Annotated in this window: 16 protein-coding genes; 1 reads left to right on the top strand and 15 read right to left on the bottom strand. The window is 43.1% G+C overall.

From position 1 onward, the window contains the following. Positions 1-23: 23 nt before the first annotated feature. The 10 genes from M1D30_RS03780 to M1D30_RS03735 form a co-directional block, all read right to left on the bottom strand. On the bottom strand, positions 24-800 hold the full coding sequence (locus tag M1D30_RS03780; protein WP_248506420.1) for a hypothetical protein: 777 nt from the start codon (positions 798-800) through the stop codon (positions 24-26). Beyond that, positions 782-3664, bottom strand: a complete 2883-nt coding sequence (locus tag M1D30_RS03775; protein WP_248506418.1) for a TraG family conjugative transposon ATPase — start codon at positions 3662-3664, stop codon at positions 782-784. Before M1D30_RS03775 ends, M1D30_RS03780 begins: the two co-directional genes overlap by 19 nt. Then, on the bottom strand, positions 3654-3941 hold the full coding sequence (locus M1D30_RS03770) for a DUF4133 domain-containing protein (protein ID WP_248506417.1): 288 nt from the start codon (positions 3939-3941) through the stop codon (positions 3654-3656). Before M1D30_RS03770 ends, M1D30_RS03775 begins: the two co-directional genes overlap by 11 nt. Before the next feature lie 3 nt (positions 3942-3944). After that, a complete protein-coding gene (locus M1D30_RS03765; protein ID WP_073203634.1) occupies positions 3945-4307 on the bottom strand; it encodes a DUF4134 domain-containing protein in 363 nt (120 codons plus the stop codon). An 81-nt stretch (positions 4308-4388) separates the two neighbouring features. After that, positions 4389-4736 carry a hypothetical protein gene (locus M1D30_RS03760; RefSeq protein ID WP_139261238.1) on the bottom strand — a complete coding sequence of 116 codons (348 nt, stop codon included), beginning with the start codon at positions 4734-4736 and terminating at the stop codon, positions 4389-4391. A gap of 190 nt (positions 4737-4926) precedes the next feature. Beyond that, the gene (locus M1D30_RS03755; RefSeq protein WP_248506415.1) at positions 4927-5709 is read right to left on the bottom strand and encodes a hypothetical protein; all 783 of its coding nucleotides are present in this window, start codon (positions 5707-5709) and stop codon (positions 4927-4929) included. Between the two features lie 80 nt (positions 5710-5789). Further along, complete coding sequence (locus M1D30_RS03750) at positions 5790-6248, bottom strand: hypothetical protein (RefSeq protein WP_248506413.1); 459 nt, start codon at positions 6246-6248, stop codon at positions 5790-5792. 79 nt (positions 6249-6327) lie between these two features. Continuing rightward, positions 6328-7038 (bottom strand): hypothetical protein, encoded by a 711-nt coding sequence (locus M1D30_RS03745; RefSeq protein WP_248506411.1) that lies wholly within the window; start codon positions 7036-7038, stop codon positions 6328-6330. Continuing rightward, entirely contained in the window at positions 6947-7846 is a 900-nt protein-coding gene (locus M1D30_RS03740; protein ID WP_248506409.1) for a hypothetical protein, read from the bottom strand. Before M1D30_RS03740 ends, M1D30_RS03745 begins: the two co-directional genes overlap by 92 nt. Continuing rightward, a complete protein-coding gene (locus M1D30_RS03735; protein WP_237834977.1) occupies positions 7828-8115 on the bottom strand; it encodes a hypothetical protein in 288 nt (95 codons plus the stop codon). The genes M1D30_RS03740 and M1D30_RS03735 overlap by 19 nt, the downstream gene beginning before the upstream one ends. A gap of 214 nt (positions 8116-8329) precedes the next feature. On the opposite strand from M1D30_RS03735, the gene M1D30_RS03730 reads away from it, so the two are divergent. Then, complete coding sequence (locus tag M1D30_RS03730) at positions 8330-9010, top strand: hypothetical protein (RefSeq protein ID WP_248506407.1); 681 nt, start codon at positions 8330-8332, stop codon at positions 9008-9010. 257 nt (positions 9011-9267) lie between these two features. On the opposite strand, the gene M1D30_RS03725 is transcribed toward M1D30_RS03730, so the two are convergent. The 5 genes from M1D30_RS03725 to M1D30_RS03705 are packed head-to-tail and all read right to left on the bottom strand — an operon-like array spanning position 9268 to position 17028. After that, entirely contained in the window at positions 9268-9498 is a 231-nt protein-coding gene (locus M1D30_RS03725) for a hypothetical protein (protein WP_248506406.1), read from the bottom strand. A gap of 3 nt (positions 9499-9501) precedes the next feature. After that, positions 9502-11055, bottom strand: coding sequence for a hypothetical protein (locus tag M1D30_RS03720; protein ID WP_248506404.1), 1554 nt, complete (start codon positions 11053-11055; stop codon positions 9502-9504). A gap of 35 nt (positions 11056-11090) precedes the next feature. Beyond that, positions 11091-13541, bottom strand: coding sequence for a P-loop NTPase fold protein (locus M1D30_RS03715; RefSeq protein ID WP_248506402.1), 2451 nt, complete (start codon positions 13539-13541; stop codon positions 11091-11093). An 11-nt stretch (positions 13542-13552) separates the two neighbouring features. Then, positions 13553-14620 (bottom strand): HNH endonuclease, encoded by a 1068-nt coding sequence (locus tag M1D30_RS03710; RefSeq protein WP_248506400.1) that lies wholly within the window; start codon positions 14618-14620, stop codon positions 13553-13555. After that, on the bottom strand, positions 14617-17028 hold the full coding sequence (locus tag M1D30_RS03705; RefSeq protein WP_248506399.1) for an AAA family ATPase: 2412 nt from the start codon (positions 17026-17028) through the stop codon (positions 14617-14619). Before M1D30_RS03705 ends, M1D30_RS03710 begins: the two co-directional genes overlap by 4 nt. Positions 17029-17049: the final 21 nt, after the last annotated feature.

Raw genomic sequence — 17049 nt, 5'->3', positions numbered from 1 at the left:
CTTTTCACTCTTCACTTTTCACTTTAAGAGAAGTCTTCCCATCCACTGACAATGTCACCAACCGACCACTTCATTTGCATGGCATTACACCATGTATCTGGATCCAACTCCATCAGCAGGTCTTCAAGTCCGTTGTTAGTCTGGCACATGAAGATAAGATAGTCGAGGTTGTTCCTGACAATCACCAAGTCCTCCAGTATGTCATTGGCCATACCCATCCTGTCTGAACGGCTCATAAAGTTGTAGCCGTCATCCTGACCGATGTTGGCTACGCCACCTCCACCTGGTATTAGCGAATTATCCTTCAGCGGCGACTTGACATGACCATTGTTGACGATGTTCACAAAGCCTGCTATACACTGTTCTGTCTTCATGGTCAGGTTACTGATTTCATTCAGGCACAGCGGCAGGTTAATATGCGGCTTTCTGGTGAGCCAGCTCACTGCTACAGGGATATTGGTCACAATATACAGGGCATTCTCACCTATCAGCTGATAGTATCTGCTTTCCTCTCCGAAGCCTTTGGTATTCTGCATGGACTGCTTATAGAGCTGTCTGATGACATTGATAGCTGTGGTATACTCGGCAATGCGTTCCTGTTTCTTTCTCTGCTCAGTGAGGGCGTTGTTATGTATTCCCTCTGCTCCAGATTCGGCAGCGGTATTCTCTCCAACCTGCGCAATAGTCCAATAGTCAATGTTCCAACGCCACCAGGCATTGGCAGGAACTGTGCTGACCAGTGCAGCCAGCAACAGTACCACAACCTTTGTTCTTTGTCGTCTTATGCTACTTTGTCCCATAGTTCCATCACGTTTTGTTGCTTGTTGACTTCGTTGGCGAATTTCAAATACTTACCTGTCAGTCCAGCCTTCTCCATATCCTGACAGAAGTGGCGGATGCCCTCTACGGTATCATCGCCATAGTGCTTGATATAGATTTTCAGGGCTTCCTTCTCTGCGCGTTCAGTCGTATAGGCCATATAGCACTCAGGAGGCTCTTCCACACCATAGACATCGGCACTCTGACCTCTGCATATCCAGACTTCCTTGAAGTAGTTACGTCCCTCATGGTTGTCCAGTGAGTTGATAGTAAAGATCTGCTGTCGCTGTACGTCAGTGATACCGAGGATGGCAGCTATCTCACCATACCTGTCCTTGAACTTGGCTTGGTCGAGAAGGATTTTGATGTCGCTATTGTTGATGATGGCTTCCTTGACAATCGGAGAGTCTATCACATCACCGAGTTCCTGAGTCACCACGCCTGCAATGCCGTGGAACTTTCTCACCGTCTTATACAGGTACTTGATATACTCTGCCATCGTGGGTGAGGAGATGGCTTTCCATGCCTCTTCGATAATCAGTGCCTTGCGTCCCTTCTTGATGCGCATCTTCTGCAAAAAGACATCCATGATAATCAGCACTACAATGGGGAACAGCACGGGGTCATCCTTGATCTTGTCTATCTCAAAGACAATGAACTTCTCATCAAAGAGGTTCAAGTCCATGTCGTTATTGAGGATGGTTTCCAACTTTCCTCCCTTATGGAAGGGTTCCAGGATAGCGGCAAACTCATTGATGGGGAAGGCTATGCTCTTCTCGTCCATCATCTGAGGAATGCGTTCACAGGCGTATTCATAAAAAGTATCAAAGCTCAGCTTCGTCACTTTCAGGTCACGCTTCTGCCGCTCCATACGCTCTATCCGCTGGTCTATCTTCATCAGATAGTGACCTTCTATCAGCTCTGGCATCAGACGCATCAGCTGGTTATTGGCATGTACACGCTCTCCGGCACTGGCAGCAGAATCATTGGCGAGGTTATGCAGTTTCTCTACGATGCGCTGCACCTTGGCATGGTGTGCCTTTTCATCCTCGCTGTAGCTCTGTCTGCCTGCTCTATCCGTACAATCCGTTGAATCCGTGGTTCCTTCCTCCACAACATCCTTGTCATTCTCAATGGCCTCGATATACTCACCGTACTTCCCGTTACGCTTGTCAGCCAGTAAGAGTTGCTTCCGCAGCTCTTCCTTCTCTTCGCTGGTATAACCACTAAAGGGATGGAAGTACGCATCATAATACTCGTTCAGCACGGTATCTATGATGGTGTCCTCCAGTTTTTCAGGTGCTTTGTTACCTTTGAAAATCTGGAAGATGAGGGACTTCAGGAAGTTTTTCTTCTCTCCGAAGTTCTGCTGATACTCTACATCACTGACCTTGAAAGGGTTCATCGAGATTGGATGCTCCTTGCTGTAGCTGATATAGGTGCCATGGAAATAGCCACAGATACCTTCATACGAGTCACCGGTATCAACCATCACGACATCGGTGTCCTGCTCAATCAACTGGCGAACCACGGTATTGGTCGAAAAGCTCTTGCCACTGCCACTTGGGCCTAAGCAGAAGAAGTTAGAGTTGTTGGTGAGTTTCTTTTCTCCTTCCTTTCCTGTGAAATCAATGGCTATAGGCACTCCCTGTCTGTCGGTATAGAATACCTTCAGCGGTGTCACCTCGTCATGCTTCATGCGCTCCTTATAGAAGAGGCACAAAGCCGAGTCCTGCAGGGTCAGGAAGAGGTCATAGTCTTTATTGAAGCTATAAGCATTGCCGGGGAAGGAGTCCATAAACAGTTCCAGTTGGTTATAGGCTGACTTGCTTGGGGCTATGCCCACCTCAAAGAGTTTGGTTTCTAAGTAGGAGGTGACCTTGGTCAGATGTTCTGGCTTACAGGACACGAGAACATTGAAGTTTGTCCAGACGAGTGACTTTTGTTCTGTAGCAATGACTTCCAGAACCTCGTCGATGTCGGCCTTGGCAATCTTGTTGCTGGGGTCTGGCATGGAGGCATGTCGCTTACTTTTTCCTATGAGTCGCTGACGTTCCTTTCTCTGGGCTGGTATCTGGATGACCTGGTTATAGGCCACACAGTCCGTCAGGGGTACTGTGGAGAGAAACGACAGTAAATCGGTGCTGACCGGATAGCCGTTGACGGGCTTGGTCTGCACAGGATGAATGACATTCGGCAGGTCTATCACGTCGATGTCAACGAGTGAGAAGTTCTTGACGACTTTATCGCCCATCTTCAGGCACTCATCAGTACACTTTAAGTTCGTCATACCGAATGGTCCTTTTTTGAAGTCAAAGGCCATGAAGCGGTGGAGGTATTCGTCTATCTCCTTCCTGTCTAACAAATGGTGTGGCAAGCCCTTTTCCTCCAGAATGTCCTTTACCTTCTGCACCTTGTTATTGAACTCTGCCCATTTCTTGGGGTCATAGGCAACAAAGGTGCTCTTCCGGGTTTCCTGGGTGATGACAATAAAAGTGCGGATTTCGGTATAGGGTCTGCCCTCATAGTACTTAAAATAGCTTTGGGTCAGGAACTCCATATCAGGGGTGATGTCATGGTGGTAGGCCTGTCGGCAGAAGATGTCCTGCTTCTGCAGGGCATAGCCTTCACCAAGGGTCTGGAGGATATGATCCAGCACGTTCATAAAGGCATAGTACTGGTCTGCATCGGTACAATACTGCTGCACGGGGTTCTCTATCTCGAAGATAGAACTGTAGTTGCCTGCCTTGCTATACAGCACGGTATTGACAACTCTGCCCCGTGCATCGGTAATATCCTCGATGCCCGTAAAAAGTCCGTCCAGTGTGTTTTTCCTAGTGCTCATACAGATGATGATAGTGTTTGATTCCTTTTTCTTTCTGCTTGGTATGCAAGCCGTTTCTTTGCTTCAGATAGATGGTAAGCAGACCGCCTCCGGCACTGACACCCAGCACAAGCAGGGCGATACCGAGTCCAAAGAGGACATATCCGGCAATGAAGCCGAGGAAAGCTGCTCCGAAGGTGGCTGCGGCAATGAGGATAAAGCGTCCCCGGATGCCCATAAACTCCAAGGGCATCTGGAGACCTTTATACACGGGGTAACCTGCGTAGTTCGCTTCCATAGCTTAATAGCCAAAGAACTTAGGCAGGGCAACGGCCATCGCTACCAGTGCGGCACAACCGCCAATGGTCATCATGATGGTCTTCTTGACATCCTGGTCGCCATTGTTCATCTTGTAGAACACGTTGAAGGCTCCAATGATGCTGACCACTGCGGCAATCACATAGAGAAGGTTTCGTACTGGGTCGATGTAACCCTTGAAGGTACCTACAGCACCTGTGATGGCACTCGATCCGGCATCGGCCATAGCATAGCCCGTGCTCATCATCAACATCAACGCCAAGCTGGCGAGTCTCAAACCTTGGTAAGACAGTTTCGTCTTACATGACTTCAAAAGGGAGCAGAGCTTGCTCCAGTTTTTCTGCATAGTGTGTTTTTCATTGTTTTACTTGTTTTTTTGAAAAATCTTAAAGTGGGATTGTGTGTTTTTCATCCGTAAGGTTTAAGTCTATTCGTAAAGCTTCATCACATCTTTCAGGGCTGTGCTGCCTGGATTGTCATGCTCCTCTCTGAGGGCATTGTGCAGCTCATCAATGGTGTAGCCACCGCACATCTGAGTCAGTCCGTCATCCTGAGAGGTTTCCTCCTTAGTGGATGTCTTTGTCAGCGGGATGTCTTCCCTACTGACCTTGACAGGCTGGTATTTCTCAACTTCGCCCGTGATGTCCACCTCTTCCTCTATGTGCAGCTCATCAGACAGCACACCCTTAGTAAAGAACAGGTCGTGGATAATCTGATAGGCATAATAGATGACATAGCCCGTGATGATGATTGTCAATAGTGTTGTGAATTTCATAGTATTTTCTTTTTCGTGTTATCCTGTTTTTCGTTTTCGGCTGCGAAGGTACTGCGATTATTTCAATCACGATGCCTTTTTATCTGCTTTATATACTTTTCATTCCTTCCTTAACATCAGGGCACAAAAAACGCTGACCCTCACGAGCCAGCGTCCTTTCCTTTTTATTAATAAACAAATCGTATGATTATCACTTCTGATAGTTGCTTCTATCACAACGAGGTCTGACAGAGCAATTGTTGGTGATCAACGCCCAGATATAGTATTGACCTTTATAAGTCCATTGCTTTTCTGGCATTCCGTCCGTTCCTGTCTTTTCTCTAATCAGCTCCGAATCCTTTAACGCCTCTGCCAACTCCCAACCTGCATCATCCTCGTTCTCCTTAATGATGCCGTTCTGGTTCAAGATACACAGTAGCCCTTCTTCCGGAATACCATAGGATGCGGCGACAGCTGCTGTACTCTGCGTAAATCCCGACTCCTGCAGGAATTTGTCAAAGCAGGTCTTGGCGTACAAATCACCACAGCAGGACATGAATCCATCGTTGCGAGCATCTGGACTCTTGGGCAAATAATCCTTGATGGGAATCTGCACAATTCCCATCTTACCATTTGCCATCTTTTCACATCTGGTTGTAAAGCGCACGGGAATGTCAAAGATAGCCATCTGCTGCCGATAGGTAGTGTCACAGAACAAGGCAAGCAGTTGCAGTGACCTATCTTGCATCACAACATGCTGGGTGAATCCACACATACTGAGAAGGTAGTCATCGGCATCAGGGCTCACCATATAGGAATAACCCTCTACACCATACTCATTAATCTCATTCACTGCCTCGTCCCACGAATCAAACACGAGGTGGTATGTTTCGCGTAAGCTATAGGGAAACATCTCACCATGAAGCATGGTCTTAAAAGTACGAAGACAGTAGTCTTCAAAGCCCTCACCAGAGGACATTACATACATAGTCATAATATTATTGTTGAAATTAAACTGTTTTCGTTAGTACTGCGACCACAATGGTCTGCAGTAGCTTGGTTATTATCTCTCATTTATGCTGCTTCCGAATGAGATAGCGTCAGACCGTTGGCGGTCACATGGATACTCACCATTCTGGCAATCTCATCAAGATACTCTCTTTTTACATGGAAATCATTGGGTATGAAGCCGTCGATATAGTCTTTAGGCCAAGACTTCAGCGACAGTCGCTTACAAGCAAAAGCCTCGTTGAACGGTAACTTACAGCGCTTGCTCTGAATATATCCGATGAGTATGTTTATAAGCACACCCTCGAAATCCTTGCTTTCTACTCTCACTGGTTTGCGTTCGTTCTCCACTTGGCGGACTATCATCGTTCGTCTGCTGTCGCTCAACTCACCTAACAGAAAGGCAGAATTAAGCATCGTTCCTTTCACCTTTCGTACTCTGTGGGTATTGCCCACTTCAACATCATAGGTTAATAGCTCCAGTTTTTCCAGTCGGAGCTTCTTTTCTGGACTTAGTTCTTTCATTGTATAGTTTTATTTGTTATTCTCTTTTTCGTTGTACACCTTATTCATCATTCATTTTTCATTCGTCGCTTTTGCACACTTAGTTTTTCGCTTCTGGATGGTGACTGTACCACGCCATCTTGCGGAAGTCTTCATTTTCGAAGTGGATATAGAAAGCCATCTCGTTCATTCTGGACACTATCCTTAGGCCAAGATGCTCTCTCAGTTGGTCACTGTCGAGGTTAGTACTTACCACCATGGGAAGGCGTAGCTTATATCGCTCTGTGATAAGTTCCCGTACAGGATAGAGGGGATTACCCCATCTCAGTATCTCTGCAGGCTCACAGCCCAGGTCTTCGATACCAAGATATGACGGCCAGCTTAACAGTTCGTTCCAATCTCTGCTGGAGTCCATCAAGGTGCAGATCTTGGTAGCGTCAAGAATCCTTAAACCTACATCATCTGACACCAGTCTGTGGTCTGTCAGCCAGCGTAAGGTTTGTCGCATAGCAGTCATCAGTGTGGTCTTACCTGTAGCTGTACTACCGTCCAGCACGATCATAAAGCGGTTATCACCATTATCTGTCAGGAAATGGGCAAGCTTTTTGATGGCTCCACTGGTCAGGTTATTGGGAACATAAGCAACTCTGCGCATGGCAACCTGCTTTCGGTAGGCCATCTCCAACAGTGCCGTTAGCCCCTGTTCATCCACACGTAACTTAGAGTGGTCTGTCATACCCGGAAGCATAAGAGCTCGTCCTTGACGCTTCAACACCTCTACGAGGGTCTTGATATCCATCGGTTGTCCCATACTGTACTTGTTGTGTTACTGGTTTATTGCGGTAGTTGTTCTCCAACACCTTCTGAAAGTTCTGCGGCATCATCATCCAGTCGAAGCTGGCCACCCAACCCTTTGGGCCCTTCCCGTTCAGGAAGTCACTCGCGGCTGCATTTTTGATGGCTTGCTTCACGCTGTCTTTATTCACACCTGTCTGCGACATAAGACGTTCAAAGGCTTGTCTGCGCTCTGATGTGATAATCGCGACTTGCTGAATGCCCTTACCTTTCATCTGTTGATTGAAAAAAGAGATAATCTCATCAAAATCATGATTAGCCACCTCCTCCTCGCGCGTACGCGCTCCTCCACTGGCTATAATATTTTTCTCTTTATTATTAATAATAGGTGGTAAAGGTTGGTGGTAAGTTTGGTGGTCAACATCGTGGTCAACTTTTACCACTGGTGCTACCTCTTGCTTTACCTCCGAATCAGCCCATCCCAATGGGGTGATGGTGATGATTGTCTTACGACTATCGGTCTGTCGCTCAATGAGTTTTTCGCTTTCCAATCGCTGTAGGAAGTGTATCACCGTTGGCTTGCTTACCTGCCACTGCTTTACCAGCGAATTGACCGTTACGATGACCTGTCTTGCTTGGAGGTAAACCTGTTGGCGGTTATACCAGACGGTCTTGCCCATCCAAGAGGCTTCACGCCTGAGCTGAGTCCACCATTTCAGGTACTGTGCATTCTGCCCTACCCAGCCATCCAGCACTGCTAATGGCAATGTGATGTACCCAGCTGTTCGTTGTTCTGTTTCTTCGTTCATAGCAGGTCTTTGCATCTTACGGCAGCAAACGCTGCCTCTATCTGACACTTGGAATAATAAAAAGGTGAGTTCTGGCTGGTTCCTTTCTTGAAGCCCTTGATCATTCCTTTCCTGACCATGGCATCAAACTTCCGACTCATCTTACTGTCGTTTCCCAACCAAGTTCTCACCTCTGACGCTTTCAGCTCATCCTTGACTGGATCGAGCCGCTTCACCGCTGACATCGCTCCGAGTGTAGCAGCGTTGGTCAGCATCGCCTGTAATGTCGTTATGGGTATCTCCATATCTCTATGCTAAATTACACGTTGTTTTTATGTATTTTATATATTTGTTATCATTTTTATTTGTTTTTTCTTGCATATTCCGTAAAAAGTGCTTATCTTTGCACCCGGATTGCTACGAAAACGGCGGCAAAATTACATGTTTTTACAAATATAGCCAAACGTTTTATAAGTTTCATTCCACGAACGTGTAATATTTTAGCATTATTTAAACATTATGACAACAGACAATGAACAGACTACAGGGATGGGCGTAGCTCAGAGATTCGTAAAGGCTGCTGAAGAACTGCACCTTTCCGGAGGACGACTCTACCGCGACGGCATTGTCGCAAACGAACAGGTACTAAGCAAAATCAAAAATGGCTGGCAAAAACCTCAAAAGAAGTCTATCGAACTGCTATGTAAGAAATACAACATAAACGCAGCTTGGTTGTACACAGGCGAAGGAGATATGTTTCTTGCCGGCATAAAACCCTTTGAGCAACATGTAAGGTCTGAAAATGAAAGACTATTCTACAACACTGATTTTGAATTATGTCTGAACAATGATGGCCAGCCAATAACGACAGGTTGCGTAATACCAATATCTTTACCTATTGCAGGAGATTTCGATTTCATGTGTATCAACAATGACAAGTCACTTGCACCAATCATCATGCCAGGTGATGTCATCGCACTGAAGAAACTCGCAACATGGAAAACATACATTCCCGGTGATTTCATCTGCGTCGTAGTTACTAGCGAATATAAAGTACTCCGCAAGGTATCTGTCACTCAGCCTGACGAGCAAAGCATCAACTTCACACAGATGGTCGATGGCACTCCCGAAGAGTCCAGCATTCCCAAGGACATCATCGTAGAGATCTACAAAGTCGTCGGCAACTACCGCCGCCAGTGAACCGGCCCAACCAAACGCAACATCCCCCGACCCAGCTCACGAAAAGCTGAATCGGGGGATGCCTGTATATATGCCGCTATAATGCGAAGCCGTTCATCTACGACTCCACATCTTCCATCTTACTTCTTACTTATCACATCTATTCAGCTCTTCTTCAACCTCACGACAGGACACACCTTTCCCGTACCCGATGAACCCGCCAAAGCCGAAGTCCATCAAGTACCCTGCCATCCCAATATAGTTTGAAGTATAGTGCTTCATTTCCACTGATTAATATGCTTATACCTACTACACAATTCCAACAGTTCCAAGAACTGACTAAATCTCGGTTCAGCCAGTTCCCCTGCATTCAACATTTTCCGTCCACGCTTCAGGAAGTGCACCATCAACCGTTCCTCCGCCACATACTTCGAAGGATTCCGCTTGTTAGCCTCAATAAAGCCAACCACCTCTTCATATCGTTTCTGCCAGCGTTCATCCTGCGTCATACTTTAACTCCTTCCGTACTTTCTGAATGCCACGACGAGATGCCAAGATCCATACGCCACTACCAGTTTTATCACGAAATACAGTATCTGTCCGAACACATTCAAACCGTATTTTTCAATAGTTTCACTGAATAAAGGTATACTGAACACGTTGATGCTATCCAGCAAGGCAGTAACAAACGTACCAACCCCTATAAACTCCCCACTCAGATTGAACTGATAAATTCGGGAGCCTATGCCCAGCATCAAGAGTGTAAAGGTCATGCTCAACATCAAAGTTACAAGCAACGCCTTTATCCAGTTTTGTCCAAAGTTACTAAATGCCTTATTTAACCACAAAGACACCTTATCTCCTTTCGAAACACTTTCGTCAGATAGCAATAATTTCATTTCTTTCGCATAAAGCTGCATAGCTGCCACTTTATCATTCACTTTTATTGCTTCATTCTTAAGCAACCTCAAAGTCTGCCTGTCCTTAAACTCTTTCACATCATTGCCTTGAAAATTAAGATACCCTGGAACACAAGATTCCTCCATACTTATAGAAGTAATCGTATTCCCGAAAAAATCCATCAGTCCCAAAATAGACGATGACCCAAGCACAAACTCCCCAACATTACATTGTGAAAGGCGCAGCCGGCCAGAATCTTCAATTCTACCGAACGTAATGGCAACTTTTTCTATATCGCTATTCTCAATATGACATTGAGCCTTGACATTACAGCTATGTAGCAATAGCTCTTTGATATGGTTATTTGTGCTCTCCTCATCAATAACCGAAGTGACGATTCCATCCAAATCACACGAATAAAAGCCAAGGGTTCCATCCATCTTCAGATTATCCATTTTCATTCCATGAATCGTTGTATCTTGAATATAAAATGGAATGCCATCTGTTCTTATATTTGAAATATTCAGATTGTCTACGGTGCTATTCCTTAGTTCTATCGGATTTGAATGTGTCTGCTTAGTAAAGCCTGCTGCCGCCAAAGATAAACATTCTTTAAAAAGACAATTACCGAACTCTGCATTAATACTGCCCACCACGGCACTTGACATCAAAAGCCCCTTGTTGAAATAGCATTGTTCAAAAGAATATCCTCCATCCAGACGAATCCCTTGCATAAATACATATCCGTTAAAAAGACATTTGAAACAACTAAAGGTATTGTTTATCGTAGTATCGTCCATTCTAACCATCCCGTCAAACTTCACATAATGGAAGAAATTTCCGTAGAGTATAGAACCTTCAAGATGAATATCAAGCTTTACCTCAAAAAGATAATTTGGGTCGTCCTCTATCTTTTCAATCCCTGGCACTACCCCTGCCATATCACAAAGATTAAAGATCTGGGATTGGGGTTCCTTGCTGTCTATCGGATAGGAAATATAGAGTACACAATTACAGAGATCAATATAATGCTTATAAAATGGTTCGTCAAGAATCTTTCTCTTATCTTGTTCTTCAAACCCAAGTTCAACCCATGCCGCCATCTCCTTGGCCGAGCCAAGTATAGCCCGTCCTTGTTCATCATAGTTAAAATCGGATTTCGTCATCTTTGACTCCAACATAATCAATACTGTCTTCTACGTTACGCCAACAAATTATCTTTCATATACTTGTCAACGACTGTTCTTTCTTCTGCAACGCACTGCCAAAGGAAATTGCGATACCAGATCAGACTCACAAAATATTTAGAAATACGGTTAGACAAATCATGTCTCAATTCATCCTCTTCATACCCCCAATCAATCATATCCCCATTGAGCCTGAATGTATTCATCAAAACTGCGGCACTATCCTTTACAGGCTTATTCTTAAAATAATCCCTTAAAAGAAAATCAAACACAAAGAATGGAGCGCCTCCAAAATCTTCTGTCATATCAATCTTAGCGCTCTTAATAAGCCTATGTATCTCGCTTTTATCGTCACAAAGATCCTCAACCTTTATCTCTCGACCTTCAATAAACTTATTGAAAGCCATAACTACATATTCTTTTATCTTCTCCTCACCTATAACATTGTCATTTATGAGGTATTCTTCACCGAAATCCATTGGATACACTTCCGTCAATATATCCATCAGAAGAACACAATTCTCACGTTTTTCCAATAGATGATTAATCGTCTTGTCAAAAAAATCACAGACATGAGATGTCATCCCGTCATTACAATTGCGTTTGTCCACGATGTGATGATATATTTTGGGAAGATAATACTTGCAGACACTGTTATTTTTGTAATCAGCCCAAAATTCCAAAGCCTTGAAATAATGTACAAACGCCTTGCTGAATCTCGTGGATTTTCCTATTTTAATACCTTTAAATCTTGAATACAACGAGGCTTCTTTTCCCTCTGGAGAATCAAGCCATTCCTTCATCTTCTGCTCAACAACTTGATCATCATTTGTATTAACAGAGTAGATAAAATCTGACCACCCCACCTGGTCTATATATGGACGTAAGCTAAAATAGGTTGAATAGCTGTTGATGTTGTTTATACCTCTACAATCAGTCGATGGCCCAAACATATATTTCAATACTTCAAACAAGTGCTCGTCCAATATACCATTATCATTCTTACCATCCTTCAACGTCAGTTTTCCGTCAAAACCATTTTCTGCCAGCAATTCCGTATAGTTATCTCTTAGTTTCAGATATACATCCTCATAGGCATAATGGATAATTTCAAGCCAGAACAATCCCCATGGGAGCACATCATGTACAAGCTTTACGGTCGCTACTTGTTCTATCTCCAAGCAGAGTAAATTCGCAAACCGCTTTACGTCCCGAAAGTTTTTAAGGAAAAAAACGATAGCTCTTTTTGTGTGATTAGCTTTGCTGACTTCATTCTCAATTGCCTTCAAGAAATTTAGCTGTACTTCACCATCCAACTGTTTCTTAAGCTCATCCATCAACATCTTCTCTATTAAGTCACCTTCAAATGTAGGTAGCAGCACCTCCATTTGAAATATCTTATATAGGTATGTTTCTGGGGCTACGATACCTTTTTCTTTTAATGTGGTACAGATATAATATCTGTCGTAAGCAACAATATAAATAAGGTTTTTAAACTTGGCAGTATTCCTTATGAGTTTTAGTACTTCATATATCTCATCCTTTTCAAGCCTGTCTAAATCATCTATCACGACAATGATTTTTTTGCCGATACGATTGATGCGAGTTTGAATATTATCCCTACTATCAGCAATACTCGTTGAAGAAACCCCTTCCCAAAGTTTTGCTACGGAGGTTATCAATGGATGTACATCCATATTGATAAGCAGTTTCACGTAGTTATCGATGTCATCGTTTATCTGATTGTCATATTTCAGTAGTTTTTCTTTTAGGTTTTCAAAAAAGTCTTTCACAATCTGGTCCGGACAATTACTTAACCAAGGATTAAAGTCCATAAGGATTTCATCACCCGTCAAGTTCTTCTTGATTTCATTAAGGAAGGTCGTCTTTCCATAACCCCATTTCGCATTAAGGCCTACAGCGTAGGCTTCTTCTACATTCGTAGCGACCAGTTTATCATACAGTCCCTTAGCATAACTCTCCCATCCCAAATCATAAAGATCATCATCCTTCGTAATATTTGAGAACCCTTTGGCTATAGGCTCCTTATTCTCCTGAATGAGTGTAACTTGCCCATCATTATTCCATAACGACTTGATTACTTCTAAAACACATAACCCAACGAAACAACAGCCAAGAGCGATGGTCAATGCAAATCCGCCCGTCAATGCCACACCATTAAGTGAGAAAAACATCAATGCCGTTGTTGTGAAAAAAGCAAATCGCAATAACGAGAACCGCTTATGGCGATATACATGCTCTATGATATAATAGTAAGGTATAGCCAGTATCACCGATGTTACCACTATTAGCCATGGGCACGCAGCTACTCTTTCTGCTATAATGCCAAATGTATACCATTTGTCAATCACTTCAGAACATATATAGTCCCTCAGCCCAACAATCAGTAGTTCGGCATAGATAATAATTCCTCCTAATATGTACTTTATTGATAACCGTGGCATAATTCTCAATATCACCTCTTCACCCCGACCTGTTCCAATATATCCTTAGTAAACTTAGAGAGCGGACGCAACTCTTGTTCTGCCAGTTCTAAATGCCGCCCCCATACAAAGTCGTATATTTGCTGTGGCGTGTTATATATGCCTTGGAAAGAGTCAATCAGTCCGTTAGCTGATGCCTCGTTATAGTCGTTCACATTGTCAATGATCTCTTGTATATAGTCACTGTGCATAGTGTACAATTGATCCAACCCAAGAATTCTTACATCCTCTCTTTCATCAAGTGTCCCATTATATCCAACATATATATCCTTTTCATCCTTTATGTCCAAAACCTCTTTAATATTTAACCGGTAGCCGTCTTTGTTTACAATACAAAAATCTCCTTGGAATCCTTTTTCGTAGGGATTGATATGTAGTCGTTTCTGTCCTTTCCCGTGATTACAGCAATGACACGATGGCACCAGATTATAAAACGAGATAGCAAGTGTAGGATATAAACTCTTGGGATAAAAATGATCAAATTCAGGGCTTGTATGCGGTTCCCCCTTCTTGTTGGGTTTTAGCGTAAAGGTGTATTGCCTATTGCAATAAGGGCATGTACGTATGTTGAGTTCTGTAAATACCATGTCCTGCATCAACTCCTGCATATACTTATAGAGTTCTTCGAAAGGCTCCTTCAATGCATTATAGACATAGAAATATAAGCATGTATCCTTCTTGTTATTATCACACCTATCCGCATCTTCTTTCACCTGTAACCAGTCTTTTCCTACGTATGTCCAAATGTCTGTAAACACAAAATCCAGTTCCTCCTTCAGTAATCCGCATGACACCTCAAAATTTGTATCAAAAAATGTATCGTCAGGAATCAGGCCCTCTAAAATCAGTTCACAGCTCCCATATATTTTATCCTTAAGGGTGTCATATAGAAATGTCTGCGACGTGCCGTCAGCATACTTTTGAGTATAGGCATACTTCTTGGTGGTTGTTTTTTTCTCAACCAGTACTTTTGCAGCATCTTTCCATGCTTGGCATATTCCATCAAGATGATGGCTATGAAGATACTGAATGTTTATCATTGTTTAAGTGATTTGTAACCTCCAAACAGCATCAACAGTTCGTTTCTTAACACGGGTTCTCCAACTAACATAATATCACGATAGATATCATCAAGTATCTCCAAAGGAAATTCACCCGAATTAAGTTTAGCAAACAGCCCATCTATCTTCCTATGTGCAAACTCTCCCATCGGCAACCCAGGCAGAAAGAATCCGTTTTTAAGCAGATTATGAATATTTGCTCCGAATGTATTCGTCTGCATGGTGTTGTCTATTCGACCGTCTTTTATAAACAGCACATTGCTCTTGGGAATGTCCGACAGGATGAATGGTGAGTGTGTCACAATGATGATGTTAATATCGGTGATAGCATCCTCTATTCCCGAATGTTCCAGTAAGTATATTAGACTGTCAACAAACTTCCTTTGGTAGTCAGGATGGAAATACAGTTCTATCTCTTCCAATATGATATTCACCTTGGAGAATTTCATCCTTGATTTGTCCTTAAAGATACTGCACAGGTTTTGCAAATGATAGATAATGGCACTTTGCGTGTTCAGGATTTGTTTCTCCCCAGAACTGAAAGTATCCATATCTGTCAATCTTCCGTCCGTTGTCTCAAATATGAAATGCCTCTCGTATATTGGTGGCGGCAGTGTATCTGCATTGCGTTCCTCCTCTTCTGCATAATATGCTGCAAGATCCTCAAGCGACAAGCAGAATCCGTCAAATCCTTCCACAAGTTTTCCTTTTACCACATATCCATCAGCATCGTCCTTAAGTGAGTGCTCTAAATAGTAGAGAGTCTGCCTTAACTTCAATGTAATATGTGTCTTCTCCATTCTCACGTCTGCCACCAGCCTTATGTATGCTTTTTCCATGGGAACAGCAGTAATATTACCAGTTGTACCTTGAAATCCCAGTGGCATAGTATGAAAGTATCTCGTCGGATCATCATACAATCTGGTATATGTCTCAAAAATATCAATGGTCTTATAGACGATATAGTGGTAGCACTTTTCTTTCTGTGTGAGTTCACCATAATCCTTCACGATAGATGTAGGCGTCAGGTCGAATACCACCATATCCTCCTCAATATCCACACCTGCCACATGGCCATTCCAAAAATCACACACATCATCTATCAATTCCAATCGCTGTAACTGGCAGAGGTTCATACATGAATACCTATCTAAAAGTAGTTCAAGTTTTTTTGCTCGTTGATAGGTTTCAGCTTTTAGATAGCCATGCAAACTCTCAAGAACTTCAAGTAACTTTTTCAAATCACTTTCTACTGGCAGTAACCCATCCTTACCTTTGTCTTTCAGTTCTTTATCTTTTTCCTCTATCCAAGTCTTCATAGTCCGGAAAAGGAGGTGATGACGGTTCTGCCTGTCTTTATCCAGCCCCATGGTTCGATAGGCTAAATGTTCCAATGGGACAATTATTTTCTTTATAAGTTCCGTGTCATTCTTTGCTAAAAGTTTCCCGTCTTTCAACTTGGTGATACCAATAGTTTCCGCTATACCGATTTGTTCTTTCAACAGATAAGTATTCTTTTCCTCTTGAAAGAATCTCAATATTGTGTGCTCCTGAAGTTTCGATTTCTTCACTTCAACAAGGTTCAGATATTTAGGCCTTTTATTCTTGATGTTTTCAAATACGCTGTTTTGCCCCGCCGTTTTACCATAGTCCATAAAGAAATACAACAACCTCTGGTTCGAAAGTTCCTTTTCTCGTTCAATCCCTATGGTACCCTTATCCCTAAATGGATGCAAAGTTAGTGGAGCCTGATAACCGTCGTTCTTGTGGAACAACCACTTTAGCCAGCAGCTATCCTCGTCAGTTTGTTTAATCCACTCGCTCCTAAAGTCGTATGTATTATAGGCGTAGTGCGAATAGTTAGACACCAGCGTATAGAAAAAGCACTCTTTAACCTCGTCAGTACTCAGCTCACGATCTTCCTGTGTAACACCATCTGGCTTTATCTTACCTACTTCCTTTAAGCTTATATCATCTTTTCCCCCCGCTACCATTAATTTAAAAATACTGCCATCGCTTTCAAAGTACACACTTACATATAGCCCTTCTACATACACCAATTCATCCTTATCTGCGAGTAACTCAAATTTAATAGCGGCATTGTTAATCGTCCTTAGTAGTAATTCCACGAGTGTACTCTTTCCCGCTCCATTTTCGCCCACAATTGCCGAAACATTGATACGGATATTCTTGTCAGGGTCAATCCTATAGAATTGTTCATCGATATTTTTAGCAAACGGAGTCCTCCTGCTCATTGTGCATTTAGAATTTGCCGTTTCGGAAATAACATACTCATTGTTGAGATAGTACATCATCCCTGGCACAAGGCATCTTCTCATACTGTCCTTGCACTCTTTCTGAACTTGTATAGCTAATATTCTAAACATCGTCTCCAAATGATTTCTTAT

Origin of the sequence: Prevotella sp. E15-22, from assembly GCF_023204875.1 — a bacterium.
Taxonomy (GTDB): domain Bacteria; phylum Bacteroidota; class Bacteroidia; order Bacteroidales; family Bacteroidaceae; genus Prevotella.
Note: the sequence above shows the minus strand (reverse complement) of the source record. Positions and strands in the feature narration are given on the sequence as shown.

What these genes read in the sequence shown, in the direction of transcription:
- M1D30_RS03710 (WP_248506400.1), bottom strand. Translation starts at nt 14,620, where the DNA reads ATGATAAACATTCAGTATCTTCATAGCCATCATCTTGATGGAATATGC.
- M1D30_RS03730 (WP_248506407.1), top strand. Translation starts at nt 8,330, where the DNA reads ATGACAACAGACAATGAACAGACTACAGGGATGGGCGTAGCTCAGAGA.
- M1D30_RS03720 (WP_248506404.1), bottom strand. Translation starts at nt 11,055, where the DNA reads ATGACGAAATCCGATTTTAACTATGATGAACAAGGACGGGCTATACTT.
- M1D30_RS03705 (WP_248506399.1), bottom strand. Translation starts at nt 17,028, where the DNA reads ATGTTTAGAATATTAGCTATACAAGTTCAGAAAGAGTGCAAGGACAGT.
- M1D30_RS03770 (WP_248506417.1), bottom strand. Translation starts at nt 3,941, where the DNA reads ATGGAAGCGAACTACGCAGGTTACCCCGTGTATAAAGGTCTCCAGATG.
- M1D30_RS03760 (WP_139261238.1), bottom strand. Translation starts at nt 4,736, where the DNA reads ATGAAATTCACAACACTATTGACAATCATCATCACGGGCTATGTCATC.
- M1D30_RS03780 (WP_248506420.1), bottom strand. Translation starts at nt 800, where the DNA reads ATGGGACAAAGTAGCATAAGACGACAAAGAACAAAGGTTGTGGTACTG.
- M1D30_RS03765 (WP_073203634.1), bottom strand. Translation starts at nt 4,307, where the DNA reads ATGCAGAAAAACTGGAGCAAGCTCTGCTCCCTTTTGAAGTCATGTAAG.
- M1D30_RS03725 (WP_248506406.1), bottom strand. Translation starts at nt 9,498, where the DNA reads ATGACGCAGGATGAACGCTGGCAGAAACGATATGAAGAGGTGGTTGGC.
- M1D30_RS03735 (WP_237834977.1), bottom strand. Translation starts at nt 8,115, where the DNA reads ATGGAGATACCCATAACGACATTACAGGCGATGCTGACCAACGCTGCT.
- M1D30_RS03745 (WP_248506411.1), bottom strand. Translation starts at nt 7,038, where the DNA reads ATGGGACAACCGATGGATATCAAGACCCTCGTAGAGGTGTTGAAGCGT.
- M1D30_RS03740 (WP_248506409.1), bottom strand. Translation starts at nt 7,846, where the DNA reads ATGCAAAGACCTGCTATGAACGAAGAAACAGAACAACGAACAGCTGGG.
- M1D30_RS03750 (WP_248506413.1), bottom strand. Translation starts at nt 6,248, where the DNA reads ATGAAAGAACTAAGTCCAGAAAAGAAGCTCCGACTGGAAAAACTGGAG.
- M1D30_RS03775 (WP_248506418.1), bottom strand. Translation starts at nt 3,664, where the DNA reads ATGAGCACTAGGAAAAACACACTGGACGGACTTTTTACGGGCATCGAG.
- M1D30_RS03755 (WP_248506415.1), bottom strand. Translation starts at nt 5,709, where the DNA reads ATGACTATGTATGTAATGTCCTCTGGTGAGGGCTTTGAAGACTACTGT.
- M1D30_RS03715 (WP_248506402.1), bottom strand. Translation starts at nt 13,541, where the DNA reads ATGCCACGGTTATCAATAAAGTACATATTAGGAGGAATTATTATCTAT.